Source organism: Flavobacterium subsaxonicum WB 4.1-42 = DSM 21790 (assembly GCF_000422725.1).
Classification (GTDB): domain Bacteria; phylum Bacteroidota; class Bacteroidia; order Flavobacteriales; family Flavobacteriaceae; genus Flavobacterium; species Flavobacterium subsaxonicum.
Genome location: NZ_AUGP01000017.1, coordinates 707,960 through 724,346 on the forward strand (window position 1 = coordinate 707,960; position 16,387 = coordinate 724,346).

General features: G+C 44.7%; 13 protein-coding genes and 2 tRNA genes. 1 reads left to right on the forward strand and 14 read right to left on the reverse strand.

Translation table 11 applies throughout. The features are described from left to right. Positions 1 to 6: 6 nt before the first annotated feature. The 7 genes from G509_RS0106030 to ruvC form a co-directional block, all read right to left on the reverse strand. Positions 7 to 771 (reverse strand): PH domain-containing protein, encoded by a 765-nt coding sequence (locus G509_RS0106030; RefSeq protein WP_026990693.1) that lies wholly within the window; start codon positions 769 to 771, stop codon positions 7 to 9. 50 nt (positions 772 to 821) lie between these two features. Then, on the reverse strand, positions 822 to 1,193 hold the full coding sequence (locus G509_RS0106035) for an MmcQ/YjbR family DNA-binding protein (RefSeq protein ID WP_026990694.1): 372 nt from the start codon (positions 1,191 to 1,193) through the stop codon (positions 822 to 824). 39 nt (positions 1,194 to 1,232) lie between these two features. After that, positions 1,233 to 1,583: a DUF4260 domain-containing protein gene (locus tag G509_RS0106040; RefSeq protein WP_026990695.1), complete on the reverse strand. Its 351-nt coding sequence runs from the start codon at positions 1,581 to 1,583 to the stop codon at positions 1,233 to 1,235. 87 nt (positions 1,584 to 1,670) lie between these two features. Beyond that, the gene (locus tag G509_RS0106045; protein WP_026990696.1) at positions 1,671 to 2,441 is read right to left on the reverse strand and encodes a cyclase family protein; all 771 of its coding nucleotides are present in this window, start codon (positions 2,439 to 2,441) and stop codon (positions 1,671 to 1,673) included. A gap of 79 nt (positions 2,442 to 2,520) precedes the next feature. Then, positions 2,521 to 3,654, reverse strand: coding sequence for a radical SAM family heme chaperone HemW (hemW, locus tag G509_RS0106050; protein WP_026990697.1), 1,134 nt, complete (start codon positions 3,652 to 3,654; stop codon positions 2,521 to 2,523). Positions 3,655 to 3,741: 87 nt separating this feature from the next. Next, positions 3,742 to 4,632 carry a DUF6252 domain-containing protein gene (locus tag G509_RS0106055; protein ID WP_026990698.1) on the reverse strand — a complete coding sequence of 297 codons (891 nt, stop codon included), beginning with the start codon at positions 4,630 to 4,632 and terminating at the stop codon, positions 3,742 to 3,744. 122 nt (positions 4,633 to 4,754) lie between these two features. Then, a complete protein-coding gene (ruvC, locus tag G509_RS0106060; RefSeq protein WP_026990699.1) occupies positions 4,755 to 5,309 on the reverse strand; it encodes a crossover junction endodeoxyribonuclease RuvC in 555 nt (184 codons plus the stop codon). Between the two features lie 23 nt (positions 5,310 to 5,332). Between ruvC and G509_RS0106065 the strand changes: the two genes are divergently transcribed. Continuing rightward, entirely contained in the window at positions 5,333 to 6,301 is a 969-nt protein-coding gene (locus G509_RS0106065) for a lysylphosphatidylglycerol synthase domain-containing protein (RefSeq protein WP_026990700.1), read from the forward strand. Here the strand turns inward: G509_RS0106065 and G509_RS0106070 are convergent. The 7 genes from G509_RS0106070 to dnaE all read right to left on the reverse strand — a co-directional run bounded on the left by G509_RS0106070 (position 6,276) and on the right by dnaE (position 14,764). Further along, entirely contained in the window at positions 6,276 to 6,758 is a 483-nt protein-coding gene (locus G509_RS0106070) for a hypothetical protein (RefSeq protein ID WP_026990701.1), read from the reverse strand. The genes G509_RS0106065 and G509_RS0106070 overlap by 26 nt on opposite strands. 592 nt (positions 6,759 to 7,350) lie before the next feature. After that, a tRNA-Asp gene (locus G509_RS0106080) sits at positions 7,351 to 7,427 on the reverse strand. Positions 7,428 to 7,655: 228 nt separating this feature from the next. Then, a tRNA-Asp gene (locus G509_RS0106085) sits at positions 7,656 to 7,732 on the reverse strand. Between the two features lie 86 nt (positions 7,733 to 7,818). After that, positions 7,819 to 8,745: a DUF58 domain-containing protein gene (locus G509_RS0106090; protein WP_026990702.1), complete on the reverse strand. Its 927-nt coding sequence runs from the start codon at positions 8,743 to 8,745 to the stop codon at positions 7,819 to 7,821. Between the two features lie 118 nt (positions 8,746 to 8,863). Next, positions 8,864 to 9,643, reverse strand: a complete 780-nt coding sequence (locus G509_RS0106095; RefSeq protein ID WP_026990703.1) for an alpha/beta hydrolase — start codon at positions 9,641 to 9,643, stop codon at positions 8,864 to 8,866. A gap of 176 nt (positions 9,644 to 9,819) precedes the next feature. Then, positions 9,820 to 10,137 carry a thioredoxin gene (gene trxA, locus G509_RS0106100; RefSeq protein WP_026990704.1) on the reverse strand — a complete coding sequence of 106 codons (318 nt, stop codon included), beginning with the start codon at positions 10,135 to 10,137 and terminating at the stop codon, positions 9,820 to 9,822. 118 nt (positions 10,138 to 10,255) lie between these two features. After that, positions 10,256 to 14,764 (reverse strand): DNA polymerase III subunit alpha, encoded by a 4,509-nt coding sequence (gene dnaE, locus G509_RS0106105; RefSeq protein ID WP_026990705.1) that lies wholly within the window; start codon positions 14,762 to 14,764, stop codon positions 10,256 to 10,258. Positions 14,765 to 16,387: the final 1,623 nt, after the last annotated feature.

The following is a 16,387-nucleotide window of genomic DNA, read 5'->3' on the forward strand; positions in this document are numbered from 1 at the left end:
GTGGTATTATAAATAAGCTAATATCTCTTTTTTAAAGGCATCATATTCGCCTTGCAATATCAGCCCGTTATCCAGTAACTTTTTGTAGTTCTGCAATTTATCAAACAGCTCTTCTTTGCTTAATGCGGCAAGGCCCTCTTTAGCAGCAGGTGCTTGCGGCGCAGGCGCAGGAGCTTCAGTATATACCGGTGCAGGTGGTGCCGCCGGCATTATCTCGGCAAAATCGTTAACCTCTTCGGTTTCCATTTCTTCAATTTCCTCTTCAACAGGCTGTGGCTCTTCTGCAACAGCAGCAACCGGCTCAGGCTCAGGCTGGGCAACAGGGGCAGGCTCTTCAAAAACAGGCTGTGCCGGTGTTGCAGCCACGGCAGGGCCTTCTTTTAAAAGCTCCAGTTGCTCTTTGGCAAACGTGTATATTTTACGTGCCTGTGTTTTAGGTATATAATCTATAGAAACAGTAATATCTGTATTGGTGGTAAACGAGAACTCGCTGCCCAAAATATTTTCTTTTACAAAAGCGCCGCTAATAAGGCTCCACGGATAATCGGTAAAATCCATCGAAAGCCCAAGGTTTTTAGGCTTACACATAATAATACGTTTGTTGGTAAGCACAATACTATCCGGAAAAACAGTAATGGCAGGCTTTTTTTGTACGCCAATATAGCCAACTTCCTCATTTTTCATGAGCAGGTCGCTTAGTTTAGAAGTTATTTTTTCTATGGCTTTAGGGTCCTGCTCCTCGTTAAGGAAATTTTTAATATGCTCTTTCATAAATTAAAAAGTAATTGAAGTTTCAAAGTTACCAAAGTGGTTTTAATTTCCTAATTATCTTTATGCAAAATTTCTTCGCGGCCCTTTTTTGTCAGGCTGTTAAACACCAATTCGTACGAATGGTCTATCAGTTCGCGCAGCACCTTAACCGGCACATCGCTATTAATGGTTACGGTGTTCCAGTGCACCTTGCTCATGTGGAAGCCCGGCACTACCCCGCTGTACTCTTCTCTAAGCGCTACAGCACGTTCGGGGTCGCATTTTAGGTTAACGGCTGCCTTGCCGCTCTCCCAATTACTAAGCGACGACAGTGCAAACATCTTGCCACCCACCTTAAACACCAGCGTATCTTCATCAAACGGAAAATGTTCGGTTACACCTTTTTTAGAAAGGCAGTAGTCGTAAAAGTCGGTTATTGTCATAAAGTTTTTAAAGTTACAGAGTCTCAAAGTTGCAGAGTTTTACTTACCTATTTCGCCTAAGTGGGTAAACTTAAAGCCTTTTTCATATTTAAGTCCGTAGCCAAAAAGGCGGTCCATGCTGGAGTGTGCAAACAAAATAACCCCGACAAGCTGTAAAGTTGGCTGACCTGCATACACACCCGCAATATACAGCGCAATTGCCACACCCTTATGATGCGCAAGGTTGTACGCCCACGCCCCGGCTTTTGCACCAAAGGCATACCCCAGCATAGCAAAATCGGGCACTAATATAAGTGCCGGAAACCACCACCACGCAAACGGCAGCAGGCTAAAAAGGTAAATGCCGAGGCTGAGCATAGCGGCTTCTTCAAGCTGTATAAGGGTTTTCATGGGAGTAAAGTTAGGGAGTTGCAGAGTTTCAAAGTCGTAAAGTCGAAAGTCATAAAGTCCTGTCTGACAATCTAAAAATCCAAAAATCTAATCCTCCAGCAATCCATAAAGTACCGGTTTACTGGGGCTGGCATCATTTTCAAAACTTGCTATTTGCAGGTTTAGCAGGTAGGTGCCATCGGGCACGGTGTCCGGAATAAAAACCATTTCGGTTATGGTGGCGTTGTGGCGGGCATCGGCATTAAGGGTGTCTGTATTAGTAACATTCCAGAATGCTTTGTGCGCCAGCAGCAGGCCTTCGTCTTTTTCTTTATCTACACTGGGCAGGTCGATTAGTAAATGATCTATCCCGCTTTCGCGGATGAATGCCGCGGCATCGTGGTGCAGGTACGGCGGATTGGTGTGGCTGTAGTTTTTAGACTGTTTAGCGGCCTCGTTGGGCAGCGTACGGATAACTATCGCCTCAACAGTTTTCCCGCCAAGGGCAGCCTCTATTTGCGCTTTAGAGATAACCAGGTCGTCTCCCACCGCTTCCGGCTGTACCGAGATTACCTCAGCCACAAAAAAGAACGTTTTTAAGGCCTTATTGATGCTATAGAACGCTTTAGTAATATGCCCCAGGCACTCGGTATGGGTGCCATGTGCATGCGGGTTAAAAAAAATGTTATTAAAATTGGTAGACGACCCCTGGCCGACTTTACCTACCCAGTCGCCCATAGTAACCGGTGCAATAACCGGCTGCTCCAAATACCACGCAATGGGGTTGTGCCCGCTGCCGGTAAGAGGTAACGAAATGTCTATAGGGTTAGAGAGGTCTACAGTAAATGTAGTAGTGTTATAATCAATGGTAGCTTTCATATACTCTTTGTGAAACTTTGTGCCTTCCCTGCCTACCGCAGGCAGGTTTGCGAAACTTTGCGTTATAGCTTAAAAGACGTTAGTCCAAATTTATAAAAAACAAATCGCTTGCAAGGCCATCGGCCAGGAACTTTCCTTCGCGGGTGGTTTTTAGTACGCCGTTTTCAAGGCTTAGCAGCCCTTGTGCAATGTATTGGGCAGCTTCTGTAAGCAGATATTTTTTATACAGGTTGCCAAATTCCGCCTCTACCCGGTCTACCGATACGCCCCAGATGGTGCGCAGGCCCGTCATAACATACTCGTTATACCGGTCGGCTATGGTAAGCTTTTCTTTTTCTGATGGAAATTCGCCTGCCTCAATCGCCTTTAGGTACAAGGCATTGTTGGCAATGTTCCAGCTACGGTACACGCCATCATAGCTGTGCGCCGAAGGGCCAATGCCAATATATTTTTTACCCAGCCAGTAGGCCGTATTGTTTTTAGAAAAGTAGCCCTCTTTACCAAAGTTAGAAAGCTCGTAATGCACAAAACCGTGTTCTTGTAGCGTATCTACCAACAGCATAAACTGCTCCTGCGCCACCTCATCACTCGGTTGGGCAATGGCGCCGCTTTTTACAAATTTGTACAGGGCGGTTTTAGGCTCTACCGTAAGGGCATAGCTGGAAATGTGCGGAACCCCAAATGCCAGTGCCTTATTTACATTGTGCAGCCACCGCTCATTACTCATTCCCGGGGTACCGTAAATAAGGTCGATGGAAATGTTATCAAAATGCTTAACGGCCTCGGCCAGACAAGCTTCCGCCTCAAGCGCGTTGTGGGCGCGGTTCATAAGTTTGAGGTCTTCCTCAAAAAACGATTGTATACCAATACTCAGCCGGTTAATGGGCGAATTTGATAATTCAACAATCCGGGAGGGCGAAAGATCGTCGGGGTTGGCTTCAAGGGTAATTTCGGGGTTGGCACCCACCGTATAGTTGTGGTACACGGCAGCTATAAGCAGCTGTATTTCGGCATTGCTTAATACCGATGGCGTACCCCCGCCAAAGTAAATGGTTTCTACGGTCTGGCCGGCAAACTCACCTTTACGCATGGCAATTTCTTTTGCAATGGCCAACACCATTTCGCCCTGCTTTTTGGTAGAGGTACTAAAATGGAAATCGCAGTAATGGCATGCCTGCCTGCAAAAAGGTATGTGTATGTAAATGCCTGCCATGCTATTTTGTTGTTTGCAAAGATAACGGTATTACAACCAATAAAAAAGCCGGGACAAATCCCGGCTTAGCTATTTTTATTGAGGCTGTTAATTGTTATCGTAAGCAGTTTTAAAGCTTCCGTTAGTTACAGTAATGGCCTGGCCCGTTGCTGGGTCTGTAGCCGTAACACTAAATGTGCCCTCTATTATTGTATATAATGTACCCGGGGTAATTTGTGTTATGGTAAGGGTACCGCTGTTTATGTCTGTATCCAACGCATATCCTTCAGCAGGGTTAAAGATGCCTACTTTTACTTTATTAAACGCCGAGTCGTTATTAAATACATACGTGCCGGTAGCTACCTCATCAGTATTAATAACCAATGTAAGCTCGTATTTATCATCGCTTACGTTAGAAAGTTCAGCTTTACCAGCAAGGTCAAACGACTGGTTAGACCCTGTGCCGTACCAGTTGGTGCCGTTTATGGCAGCATCAAAATGCAGGCCTGCCACCTGTGGTTGCTCTTCGGTATACACCACCTTAAAGCTACCCGAAACGGTATTAAAATCAGATGTAATATCATATTCATCGTCAAATACTTTTCCAGAAAAAGTACCTTCAATGGTTTTGTTCTCTTCGTCTATTTCAATTAAGGTAAATGTAAAATAGTTCGATTTGTTGTAGTAATAGGCTGCCTGCCAGTCAAAACCGTTAATAGCCAGCGCTTCAACCAAATTGCCGTGTTTGTTAAACTCAATTTCTACATTCTTTAGGCCGTCGGCAGTAGTAGCGCTTACCGCGAAATGGTCTTCAACGCGAACAGCCTGCAGTATGGTAACCGGTACCACCTGGCCATCGTAGCTGTAATCAAAATGTTGTTCAATCGGGGTTGGGTTGTTGTTATTGTCTGTAGATGAGCTATCATCGTCTGAACACGATGCGAATAATGATACGAACAGCACAAGCACAACTGCCTTTAGTGCATAAAGTTTTTTCATGTTAAAAATGGTTACGTTAGTGGCCGCGAAAATATAACTATTTTTTAACCAACACGTAACAAACGCAGTAAAATAAGGCTAAAGCAAATACTAAACCGTTATAGCTAACTGGCGCAGGCCCTTTATTTTACTTTACCGGGGTTTTGTTTTATAAAAGCATCCCAGCCGGTGTAGCTTTTGCCCGAAACAGTGGGCTTACCTGTATTAAAATGGTGGCACACGGCAGCGGCAAGTCCGTCGGTACTATCCAGGTTTTTGGGCAGCTCTTTAAGGCCTAACAGCTGTTGCAGCATTTTTGCCACCTGCTCTTTACTGGCGTTACCGTTGCCGGTAATGGCCATTTTAATTTTTTTGGGTTCGTATTCGGTAATGGGTATCTGGCGCGAAAGGCCCGCTGCCATAGCAACACCCTGCGCCCTGCCCAGCTTAAGCATAGACTGAACGTTCTTGCCAAAAAAAGGTGCCTCGATGGCAATTTCGTCAGGATGATGGGTATCTATAAGTTCTATGGTACGCTCAAAAATTACCTTAAGTTTCATGTAATGATCGTCGTACTTGTTTAGTATAAGTTCGTTAAGCTGCAAAAACTGCATGCTTTTGTTTACCACTTTTATGAGTCCGAAGCCCATAATGGTGGTGCCGGGGTCTATACCTAATATTATGCGTTCGTTTGCCAATTTTATTTCTTTACTTTTGCAGGATGGTTGCCCTACCCCGCAAAGCTAAACATTTCCTTGTTTTTATAGCCAAACTTTTAGTTGTGGGCGGTGCATTTTATTTTATATACAACCGCATTGCCAACGATGAGAATTTAGACTGGCAACACCTAAGCCACGCCACCCAGCAAAAACACGCCGGCTGGCTTATTTTCGGCATCCTGCTTTTTACGTTTTTAAACCGCTTTTTAGAGATCTTTAAATGGCAAAACCTTGTTAATAGTTTTGTGCCGCTCTCATTTGCCCGTGCTGCCGACCAGGTTTTTGCCGCCGTTACCGCAGGTGTGTTTACCCCCAACGGAGTAGGCGAATATGCCGCCAAGGCACTCTACTACAAAAAAGACCAGGCTAAGCAAATTGTTTTTTTAAACCTTATTTGCAATGGCATACAAATGGTTATTGCCATAGTGCTGGGCCTTGCCGGGCTAATTGTTTTTAACGCCCTGTACAACGTTGTACCCACTACATTACTACTAATTATTTTAGCCATACTGGCCGCCATTATAATTACCGTGTTTGCATCGCGTAAAATAACTATTAAAGGCTACTCGCTGCATTTGCTGTTTACCAAAATAAACGAGCTGCCCAAAGCCACCCACCGCAAAAATATGCTATTGGCCACCGGGCGCTACCTTAGCATTATACACCAGCACTATCTTATATTTTTAGCATTTGGCGTGCATTTGCCCTATCCGGTAATGATAAGCGCTATTGCGGGCGTATACTTTTTAGGGTCGGCGCTGCCTAACTTCCAGTTTTTAGACTTTGCCGTAAGGGGCAGTGTTGCGGTATTTTTCTTTGGGAAAATGGGCGTGACGGAATGGATCGTAATTTTTGCCGCCACCCTGCAATGGCTGTTAAACATTGTAATACCGGTAACTATAGGCAGTTATTATGTATTGCGGTTTAAATCGGTCAGAGCCGAAACTACTGCGGCGCCACATCAAGAATAACAGGCAATATAAATTGCGATGTTACCGGTACGCCTTCCTTCTGGGCCGGTTCTATTTTTGGAAAATCTATCAGGCGGGCCTTTAAAATACTGTCAATCTTAACCGTATCGTAGCTTACGCTGTCTTTGGGGAATTTAGGTTCGAATTTTAAAGTAGCATCCGGGTATACCGTAACCATAACCTGTATGGTATCAATTTCAGGATAAAGCAGTGCAATGGTATCGGCTCCCAGTTTTTCCTGCACGAGGCGCGTCATGGCCGAGAAAAAACACTCTTTCTTAAGGTTCTTATCGGTTATAACATCGCATTCCGGCAACGATGGGTAGCTGCTTACCTCTTTCCAGTTAATTTCCTTTAGGCGCTGTTGTAACAGTTCGTTTTCATCGGGCACCTGCTTATCAAAATACTGGCAGGAAACCACAAGCAACGGAAATAATAAAAGGAAGGTTTTTTTCATTAAACGGGCAATTGTACGTGGTACTATCATCCAAAAATAAGGAAAATTTATTTAGTGGGGATAATTTGGGGTAAAATCGCAGGAAGAGGACGTTTGTAATCAGGTTAAATGAATACCATTAATTCCCTAACGGGAAAGATATTCTGCACTAACAAGCTATTTCTACCGAAATTATTTCCCTAACGGGAAAAGGGCAACACACATATATCCCGTAGGGATTATATTTCGGTAGGAATAATTTATTTATAGCGAACCTATTTTCCCGTAGGGAATTAATCATAGATATATACCGCTCCTCCGGAGCTCAGGACATACGCTTATTATAACTGCTATAGATATGCCGCTCCTCCAGAGCTGAACACAAAAACATTACACACTTATTCGTATCTTAGATGTAAAACCAATAGTATGAAAGAATCACAACCCGAATTATCTAATGCCTATAAAGCCGTGATGGATGATATACTAAAGCGCCACAATGAGAACAACATTAACTATACATCTTGGGAGGAGTAAAAAAGAACTTACTTAAATAGAAAACTTTACCCCATAAAAAAAGCCTTTCGATTAAACGAAAGGCTTTCCTTTTTACTGGCGGTCTGGACGGGACTCGAACCCGCGACCCCATGCGTGACAGGCATGTATTCTAACCAACTGAACTACCAAACCAGTGCTTTATAGCGGGTGCAAATATACATTCTTTTTTCGCTTTCCCACTATTTTTTTCAACTTTTTTTTATGCCCTTTAAATCAAAAAAGCCCCCCAACTAAATGGAAAGCTTTTCATTGGTCTAACTACTAAACCTACCACGCCAGGCGTGGCATAAACAACACAACTAATCTTAGATATTTTGGCAAAAAAAGCCTTTCGATTAAACGAAAGGCTTTCTTGCTTACTGGCGGTCTGGACGGGACTCGAACCCGCGACCCCATGCGTGACAGGCATGTATTCTAACCAACTGAACTACCAAACCAGTGCTTTATTGCGGTTGCAAATATACAACTCCTTTTGATTTCTGCAAACGTTTTTACAACAAATGCTTAATATTTTTTATGCCATTTACCCAAACTTTTGTTTTTCAACAAGGTAGGTGGTTAAAATTTTTTCAAATTTTTCGTCTACCGAAACCGGCACATACTTAATACGGTACTGTATGCAGGTATCGGCTACCTTTTTAAAGTAGGCCGCCACCAGTTTTTCGTACTCTTCTTTTACATTTTCGGCATACAGGTCAACCTGTTCGCCACTTTCCATATCAATAAATTTACGCGGCGTATTATCAAAATCAAAGCTCAGCTCGGTTTTTTTATCTATTACATGAAACAAAACCACCTTGTGCTTATCGTGCTTTAAATGCTGCAGGGCTTCAAAAAGCGCCTCATCGTTACCCGGCTGAAACATATCTGTAAACAGGATTATCATCGACCGGCGGTGCATTTTCTGGGCAATCTGGTGTAAAAAAGTGGTGGTATCGGTGTTTTTTGCCGCTACCGGGGCCGTAAGTACCCCTTCCAGCTTGTCTATCAGCATCCTGTGGTGCCTTCCGCTGCCTTTTTCGGGGGCGTAAAACTCGTAAGTATCAGAATAAACACTTAGCCCCACGGCGTCGCGCTGGCGCTTTAAAAGATCCATTAGCACGGCCGAAGCCAGCACAGAGAAGCCTATTTTATTTTCGTAAAACTGCTGCCCGTCTTTTAGCTTTGGGTAATGCATAGACGATGAGTTGTCTATAATTAAATGGCAGCGCAGGTTGGTTTCCTCTTCATAACGTTTAGAGTACAACCTGTCGGTACGCGCATACAGCTTCCAGTCGATGTTTTTAGTGCTCTCTCCGGCGTTGTACACCTTGTGCTCTGCAAACTCTGCCGAAAACCCGTGAAACGGACTCTTATGCATGCCCGATATAAAGCCCTCCACAATCTGGTTGGCCAAAAGCTCCAGGTTGGCAAATGCCGATATTTTTTCTAACTGGCTATCAATCTTCATTTCTCAAAGATATTGAAACGATTTGAATTTTAAAAAGAACGCTGTAATTACTTATTTAGCACCCATAAAAAAGCCGCGCTTGCAGCGCGGCCCACACAAAAAACACACATTAAATAATTTATGGAAGCCAGGCCTGCACCTTTTGCACTATAACATCCTGCCAGCCGTTACTGGTGCTGTGGCCCGAGCAGGTAGCATCGGTAAAGCCGTAGCTTTTGCTTTTTACCGATGCCGATATTATATTATCGTAAATAGACTGCCCGTAGTTGCTCTCGTACGGTTCGCCGTTGCAGGCAAAGGCCAGTACGGGCGATTTGATGTTCTGGGCCGTTTCTAACGACGACGACCCCATTATGGCAATAAAGCCCTTTGTATCGGCAAAGGTGCCCGTACCCCACGCCGAATGCGATATAAGCGCATTGGCGGCATAAGAGCTGCCACCCAAAACAATATCGCTGCGTTCCAGTCCAAATTCATCGGCTATATCAGTACCCACATCGCTAAGGTCTTCGGCAAGCATGGTGGCATTAGAGGCCCAATTTTGCCAGTTGTCGCCTACGGGTGGTTCATCCCTGTAAGCCACTATGGCTACCATGTAGCCGGCATCGGCCAGTTTCCCCGCAAGGGTAATAAGATAACCATCGTTAAGGCTACCTTCTGATGGGTCTAACGGATCGTTACCGCTGCCCAACGTAACAATGCCCTTATAATTTTCTGAATTTGGTTTATAGAAACTACAGTCCAGATTGGCAAATTGGCGCTCTATAGTGGTAAAGCCGGTTTGTGCTACGGGTGGGGTATCTTCTTTAACGCCACCATCATCATCGCCCGAACACGACCACAGCAGGCAGGCCGAAAACAACATAAAGCCCATTATAATTTTTACATGATTTTTCATTTTTCGTTCTGAGTTTTTAATTAGACAGAACGAATGTAGCCTGAACCTGACGGATACAAAACCCAAAATATACCAACAGCATTTTAAATATACCAAGGGATATTTTATATTATGATAAGGCACAAAAAAAGCCCCAACTTGCGTTGAGGCCTTCTTTATATTTGATCGGTCAGGGCTTATAGCAAAGCGTCTATTGCGTTAGTGTAGGTTTGCTTAGGAGCAACACCTACCTGGCGGCCAACTACCTCTCCGTTCTGGAAAACCAAAACAGTAGGTATGTTCCTGATACCGTATTTTGCGGCAAATTCCTGGTTAGCATCTACATCTACTTTACCAACCACGGCTTTACCTTCATATTCTTGTCCAATTTCTTCAATGATCGGGCCAACCATTCTACATGGTCCGCACCATGCTGCCCAAAAGTCTACTAATACCGGTTTATCTGATTTTAATACTAACTCTTCGAAAGTAGCATCAGTTATTGCTTGTGCCATAATATTTTTGATATGTTATTGTTAATAGTAATTGCGCTAACAAAATTAATAATTATAATCTAAATATAAAGTTAAACCCATAGCTTTTGCCTATAAGCACATAATTAAATACTATTTGCTAATTAAGCTTAAAGTTAACTTGCAGCTTATCAAGCTCATGCAGTAATTCAGTCGAAATTTTTACCTTTAACTTACGGCTTGGCATAGATAGTTTGGTAACCACCTGAATATCTTCTACATCGGTCATAATATTCTCGGCAACGGCTACCTCGTCAAATTCGCCCTCTTCAAATTCATCTACGGGTTCTTTTACGCTTGGCGCGGAAGCCACCTCTACCTGCCGTTTAACCCGTTCGAGCTCCATAACTTCAAAAGTAACCTGGTTATCGCCCCTGTTGCCGTTAAACAGCGTAAACAGGTTGTTGATAAGCTGCTCCTGCAATTCGGCTACATTAAATTGTATGATAAGCTTTTTGGCAAACGCCCCCAGTACATCCTGAAGGTATTGTATGGCAACAAACTGAAGCCTTGGCTCGCCTTTTTTCCCTTCCTGGTTGGTCCATCCCTCGCGCACCATAACCTTCATGTACGTAAAGTTATTACCTATTAAAAAGTGCCTGAATTTAAGGTACTCCTCGCCGTATATCCTGAATTCGTAGCTTTCGTCATACCCTTCCAGCATAAACGATGCCCAGCCCTTACCATTCTTGGCTACCCGGTGCTGCACGTTAGAGATGATACCCCCAAAACTCAGGTTTTTGTTTACATGCTGCTCCAGGTTTTTAAGCGCCTCGAGCTTTGCATTGCAAAAATATTTCATTTCGAATTTATAATCGTCCAGCGGATGGCCCGATATATAAATACCCACTACCTCTTTTTCGCGGGCCAGTTTTTCCATCGTGCTCCACTCTTCGCAGGGCGGTACAACAGGCTCAGGAATCTGCACTTCGCTGGCTTCGCCAAAAAGGCTTACCTGGCTGGAGTTTTCATTCTCCTGAAATTTAGAACCGTAGCGCATGGCCTTTTCTAAAAAGGTAATATTCTCGCTGTTATCCATGTGGAAGTATTGCGCGCGGTGTGTACTATCAAAACAGTCGAAACCACCGGCCAGTGCCAGGTTTTCGAATGCTTTTTTGTTGGCCGCCCTTAGGTCCAGACGTTTTGCAAGGTCGAATATCGATTTGTAATGCCCCGTTTTGCGGTTTTCTACAATGGTGGCCACCGCACCGGCGCCCACACCTTTTATAGCACCCATGCCAAAACGCACGGCATTGCTATCGTTAACCGTAAATTTATAGAACGACTCATTAACATCGGGACCCAAAACCTGCAGCCCCATGCGCTTGCACTCTTCCATAAAAAAGGTTACCTGCTTAATATCGTTCATGTTGTTGCTTAGTACCGCCGCCATATATTCGGCAGGGTAATGGGCTTTTAAATATGCTGTTTGATATGCCACCCACGCATAGCACGTAGAGTGAGATTTGTTAAACGCGTAACTTGCAAATGCCTCCCAGTCTTTCCATATCTTTTCGAGCATTTTGGCATCATGCCCCTTTTCTGCTGCCTGGGCAACAAATTTGGGTTTCATTTTATCCAGTACGTCTTTTTGCTTTTTACCCATTGCCTTACGCAAAACGTCGGCCTCACCTTTTGTAAAGCCGGCCAGCTTTTGCGACAGTAGCATTACCTGCTCCTGGTATACCGTAATACCATAGGTTTCTTTAAGGTACTCTTCGCAGGCATCAAGGTCGTATTTAATTTCTTCCTCGCCGTTTTTACGGCGCACAAAGCTGGGAATGTACTCTAACGGACCCGGGCGGTACAGGGCGTTCATGGCAATAAGGTCGGCAAACACGGTAGGCTTAAGGTCTTTCATGTACTTTTGCATACCGGGCGACTCATACTGAAACACCCCTACGGTTTCTCCGCGCTGAAAGAGCTCGTATGTTTTTACATCGTCTATCGGAAATTCTTCCGGATCAAGGTCGATGTTCCTTTTATATTTAACCAGTTTAACGGTATCTTTTATCAGCGTAAGGGTCTTTAACCCCAGGAAGTCCATTTTTAGCAAACCGGCACTCTCTACCACCGAGTTATCAAACTGGGTAACATACAGGTCGGAGTCCTTAGCCAGTGCCACCGGTACGTAGTTGGTAATGTCCGACGGGGTAATGATAACCCCGCAGGCGTGGATACCCGTATTACGCAGCGACCCTTCAAGTACTTTTGCCTGTTGGATGGTCTCGCTGGTAAGGTCGTTACCCGTAGCCATAGCAATAAGCTCTACCACCTTTTCATATTCTTCAGATCGTAGTGCCGCTTTTAACGCCGCAGGATCTAAACTAAATATCTTGGCCAGCTTAAGGTTAGGTATAAGCTTTGCAATTTTATCGGCTTCAAATAGGGGTAAATCCAGTACACGGGCAGTATCGCGTATAGACGATTTTGCCGCCATGGTACCGTAAGTAATAATTTGCGCCACCTGGCTGGAGCCGTATTTATTAATAACGTAGTCCATAACACGGCCACGGCCCTCGTCATCAAAGTCGATATCAATATCGGGCATCGATACACGGTCGGGGTTCAGGAAACGCTCAAATAGCAAATCGTACTTTATAGGGTCTATGTTGGTTATTTTAAGGCAATACGCCACAACCGACCCTGCCGCCGACCCCCTGCCCGGCCCAACGGAAACGTCGAGGTTTCGGGCCTCGGCAATAAAATCCTGTACGATAAGAAAATATCCGGGGTACCCACTGTTTTCAATGGTTTTTAATTCGAAATCAAGGCGTTCGCGAATGTCATCGGTAATAACGCCATAACGCTTTTCGGCACCTTTATAAGTAAGATGCCTTAGGTAGTTGTTCTCGCCACGCTTGCCACCGTCCTGCTCGTCTTCGGCTATTAAAAACTCTTCCGGAATATCAAATTTAGGAAGCAATACATCGCGGTACAGCGAGTAGGCCTCTACCTTATCTACAATTTCCTGAATGTTTACAATAGCATCGGGCAGGTCTTTAAACAGCTCCTTCATGGCATCGGCCGGCTTAAAGTAGTACTCGCTATTGGGTAACCCAAAGCGGAAACCACGGCCACGGCCTTTAGGTGTAGCCAGCTTTTCGCCATCTTTAACACACAATAAAATATCGTGCGCGTGCGAGTCGCCTTTTTCTACATAATAGGTATTGTTAGTGGCTATAAGCTTAACGCTGTGCTTGCGCGCCAGTTTAACAAGGGTTTCGTTTACACGGTTCTCGTCTTCCTGCCCGTGGCGCATAAGCTCCATATAAAAATCGTCGCCAAACTGGGCTTTCCACCACAAAAGGGCTTCTTCGGCCTGGTTTTCGCCAATATTAAGCACCTTATTAGGGATTTCTCCGTAGAGGTTGCCCGACAGTACAATAATATCCTCCTTATACTGCTCTATAATTTTACGGTCTATACGCGGCACGTAGTAAAAACCTGCAGTATACGCTATAGACGACATTTTTGCCAGATTGTGATAGCCCTTTTTGTTCTTGGCCATCAACACGATCTGGTAACCATTGTCTTTACGTGATTTATCTTTATGGTCTTCGCAAACAAAAAACTCAATACCTACAATAGGCTTAACAACAGTCTCGGTAGGCTCTTCACCAGCCTCTATTGCCGCTTTGTTTTTTGCCTCGGCAGCTTTGTTATGATTAAAGGCGGCACTCACAAAATGGAAAGCCCCCATCATGTTGGCATGGTCTGTCATGGCAACGGCCGGCATCTTTAGCTTTGCGGCGGCCTTAACCAGATCTGGCACCGATATAGTACTTTGCAGTACCGAAAACTGCGTGTGGTTGTGCAGGTGCACAAAACTAACATCGGCCAGGTTTTGGGTAACCACCGGTGCCGTATATTCAACAGCCTCTGCCCCTTTAAGTTTTTCAAGGCGTTTGCGTACCTCTTCGCTGGCCTGTTTAAGGTTTATGTGCTTAAGCCCGATTAACTGTATAGGCTGCGGGTTGGCAATCCTGAAATCGTGAAAATAGGTTGGCGGCGCATCCAGCTCTTCTTTAGTAAAAATTTCTCTTTTTAAAAGCTCCAGAAAGCAGCGTGTGGTAGCCTCAACGTCGGCAGTAGCATTGTGGGCCTCGCCAAACGGCTCGCCAAACAAATACTGGTGCAGCTCTGTAAGGGTTGGCAGTTTAAACCTGCCCCCACGCCCGCCGGGTAGTTTTAAAAGGTCGGCTGTAATTTCGGTACAGGTATCCAGCACCTTCATGGCAGCAAGGGGCGACTGTACACCGTGGCGGTGAAACTCGCTGCCCATAATATTAACGTCAAAGCCAACATTCTGGCCTACTATAAATTTAGATTTGCTTAGCGCGATATTAAATTTTTCCAGCACATCGGCCAAGGCAAGCCCCTGCTCCAAGGCAAGATCGGTACTAATACCGTGAATACGCTCGGCATCATACGGTATATTAAAACCATCGGGGCGCACCATATAATCCTGGTGCTCTATAAGGGCACCCATCTCGTCGTGCAGCTGCCAGGCTATTTGTATACAGCGGGGCCAGTTATCGGTATCGGTAATTGGGGCGTCCCAGCGCTTGGGTAATCCGGTTGTTTCAGTGTCAAAAATCAGGTACATACAACTATGGATTTTAGGGTAATTAGGGTAAAGGGTAAGCCTTTGGGCTTAGACATCAAAAATACGCTATTTTACAGAAATGTAAAACACAAAATTGTTAACAGGCTGAGAAGCCATTAATGCATTATAACCACCAAAGGCTTTAATTGCAAGGCAATCAGGACAATTGGTTGTTTATAAGTTAGGCACAATAGATAATAACCTCACCCCCAACCCCTCTCCGAAGGAGAGGGGTTGGGGGAAACGGGTATAGTTTGCAATTTACATACGTTAGCATTATAGCGATGCCCCTGACTTTAGTCAGGGGTTATAAATGCAGGCCGCATTTTTGGCTTTAGCCGAATTTGAACACATTTAGAGTCCTCTCCCCCAACCCCTCTCCGAAGAAGAGGGGAGCTTGGAAACGGGTATAGTACGGCATATCAAACACGCAATTTCATTATAACGATGTGTTGCCCCTGACTTTAGTCAGGGGTTACAATTCGGGCCGCGTTTTTGGCTTTAGCCGAATATTACCGGCTCCCACCATTGCGTAGAGACCTCACCCCCAACCCCTCTCCAAAGGAGAGGGGAGCTTGGAAACGGGTAAAGTACGGCATATCAAACACGCAATTTCATTATAACGATGTGTTGCCCCTGACTTTAGTCAGGGGTTACAAATGCAGGCCGCATTTTTGGCTTTAGCCGAATTTGAACACATTTAGAGTCCTCTCCCCCAACCCCTCTCCGAAGGAGAGGGGAGCCTGGAAAAGGGTACAGTCTGGAATCTATACGCTTAGTATTGCAGCAATATGTTGTCCCTGACTTTAGTCAGGGGTTACAATTCAGGCCGCGTTTTTGGCTTTAGCCTAATATCAACTCCTCCTACCATTGGTTAGAAACCTCACCCCCAACCCCCTCCAAAGGAGAGGGGAGCCTGGAAACGGGCACAGTTTGCAATTACATACGTAAGCATTATAGCGATGTGTTGCCCCTGACTTTAGTCAGGGGTTATAAATGCAGGCCGCGTTTTTGGCTTTAGCCGAATATCAACTCCTACCACCATTGCGTAGAGACCTCACCCCCAACCCCTCTCCGAAGAAGAGCGGAGCCTGGAAACGGGTAAAGTTTGGTTGTTTTTTCCGGTAATCTACGTATCACAGACGATCGGGTGTAGCCGCCCCCTCTCCTTAGGAGAGGGAGTTGGGGTAAGGTTAAAAAAGGAGAGAGAAGCCCGGAACGCAACAATCCGGCAATTTGATGATAAAAGTAATTATGCACAATCAAAAACAATTGAGTGTAGCTGCCCCCCCCTCTCCTCCTATGTTTGCAGTGCTAATAAATCAAATTAGATTTGTATAAATTAAAGTGAAAAAGAATGAGAGCCGTTTCTCTCAGAAATAACTCATTGAAGTATATTGATCCGAAGATATCGCCTCATTCTTTTATTATCTTTTAGAGTCTGAACAGAATGTAAGGAAACAGGCAAACCTGTTATCCAGAATATCCAGCCAGGAGAAAAGACGAAGGGAGATTCATCACTTTTATAACTATAAATATTAGTAATGGAGGCAGTAAAACAAGTATTAGGCGTAGATGTGGCAAAAGATGAACTGGTTGTTACCTTAGGCCGGATGTTGGCAG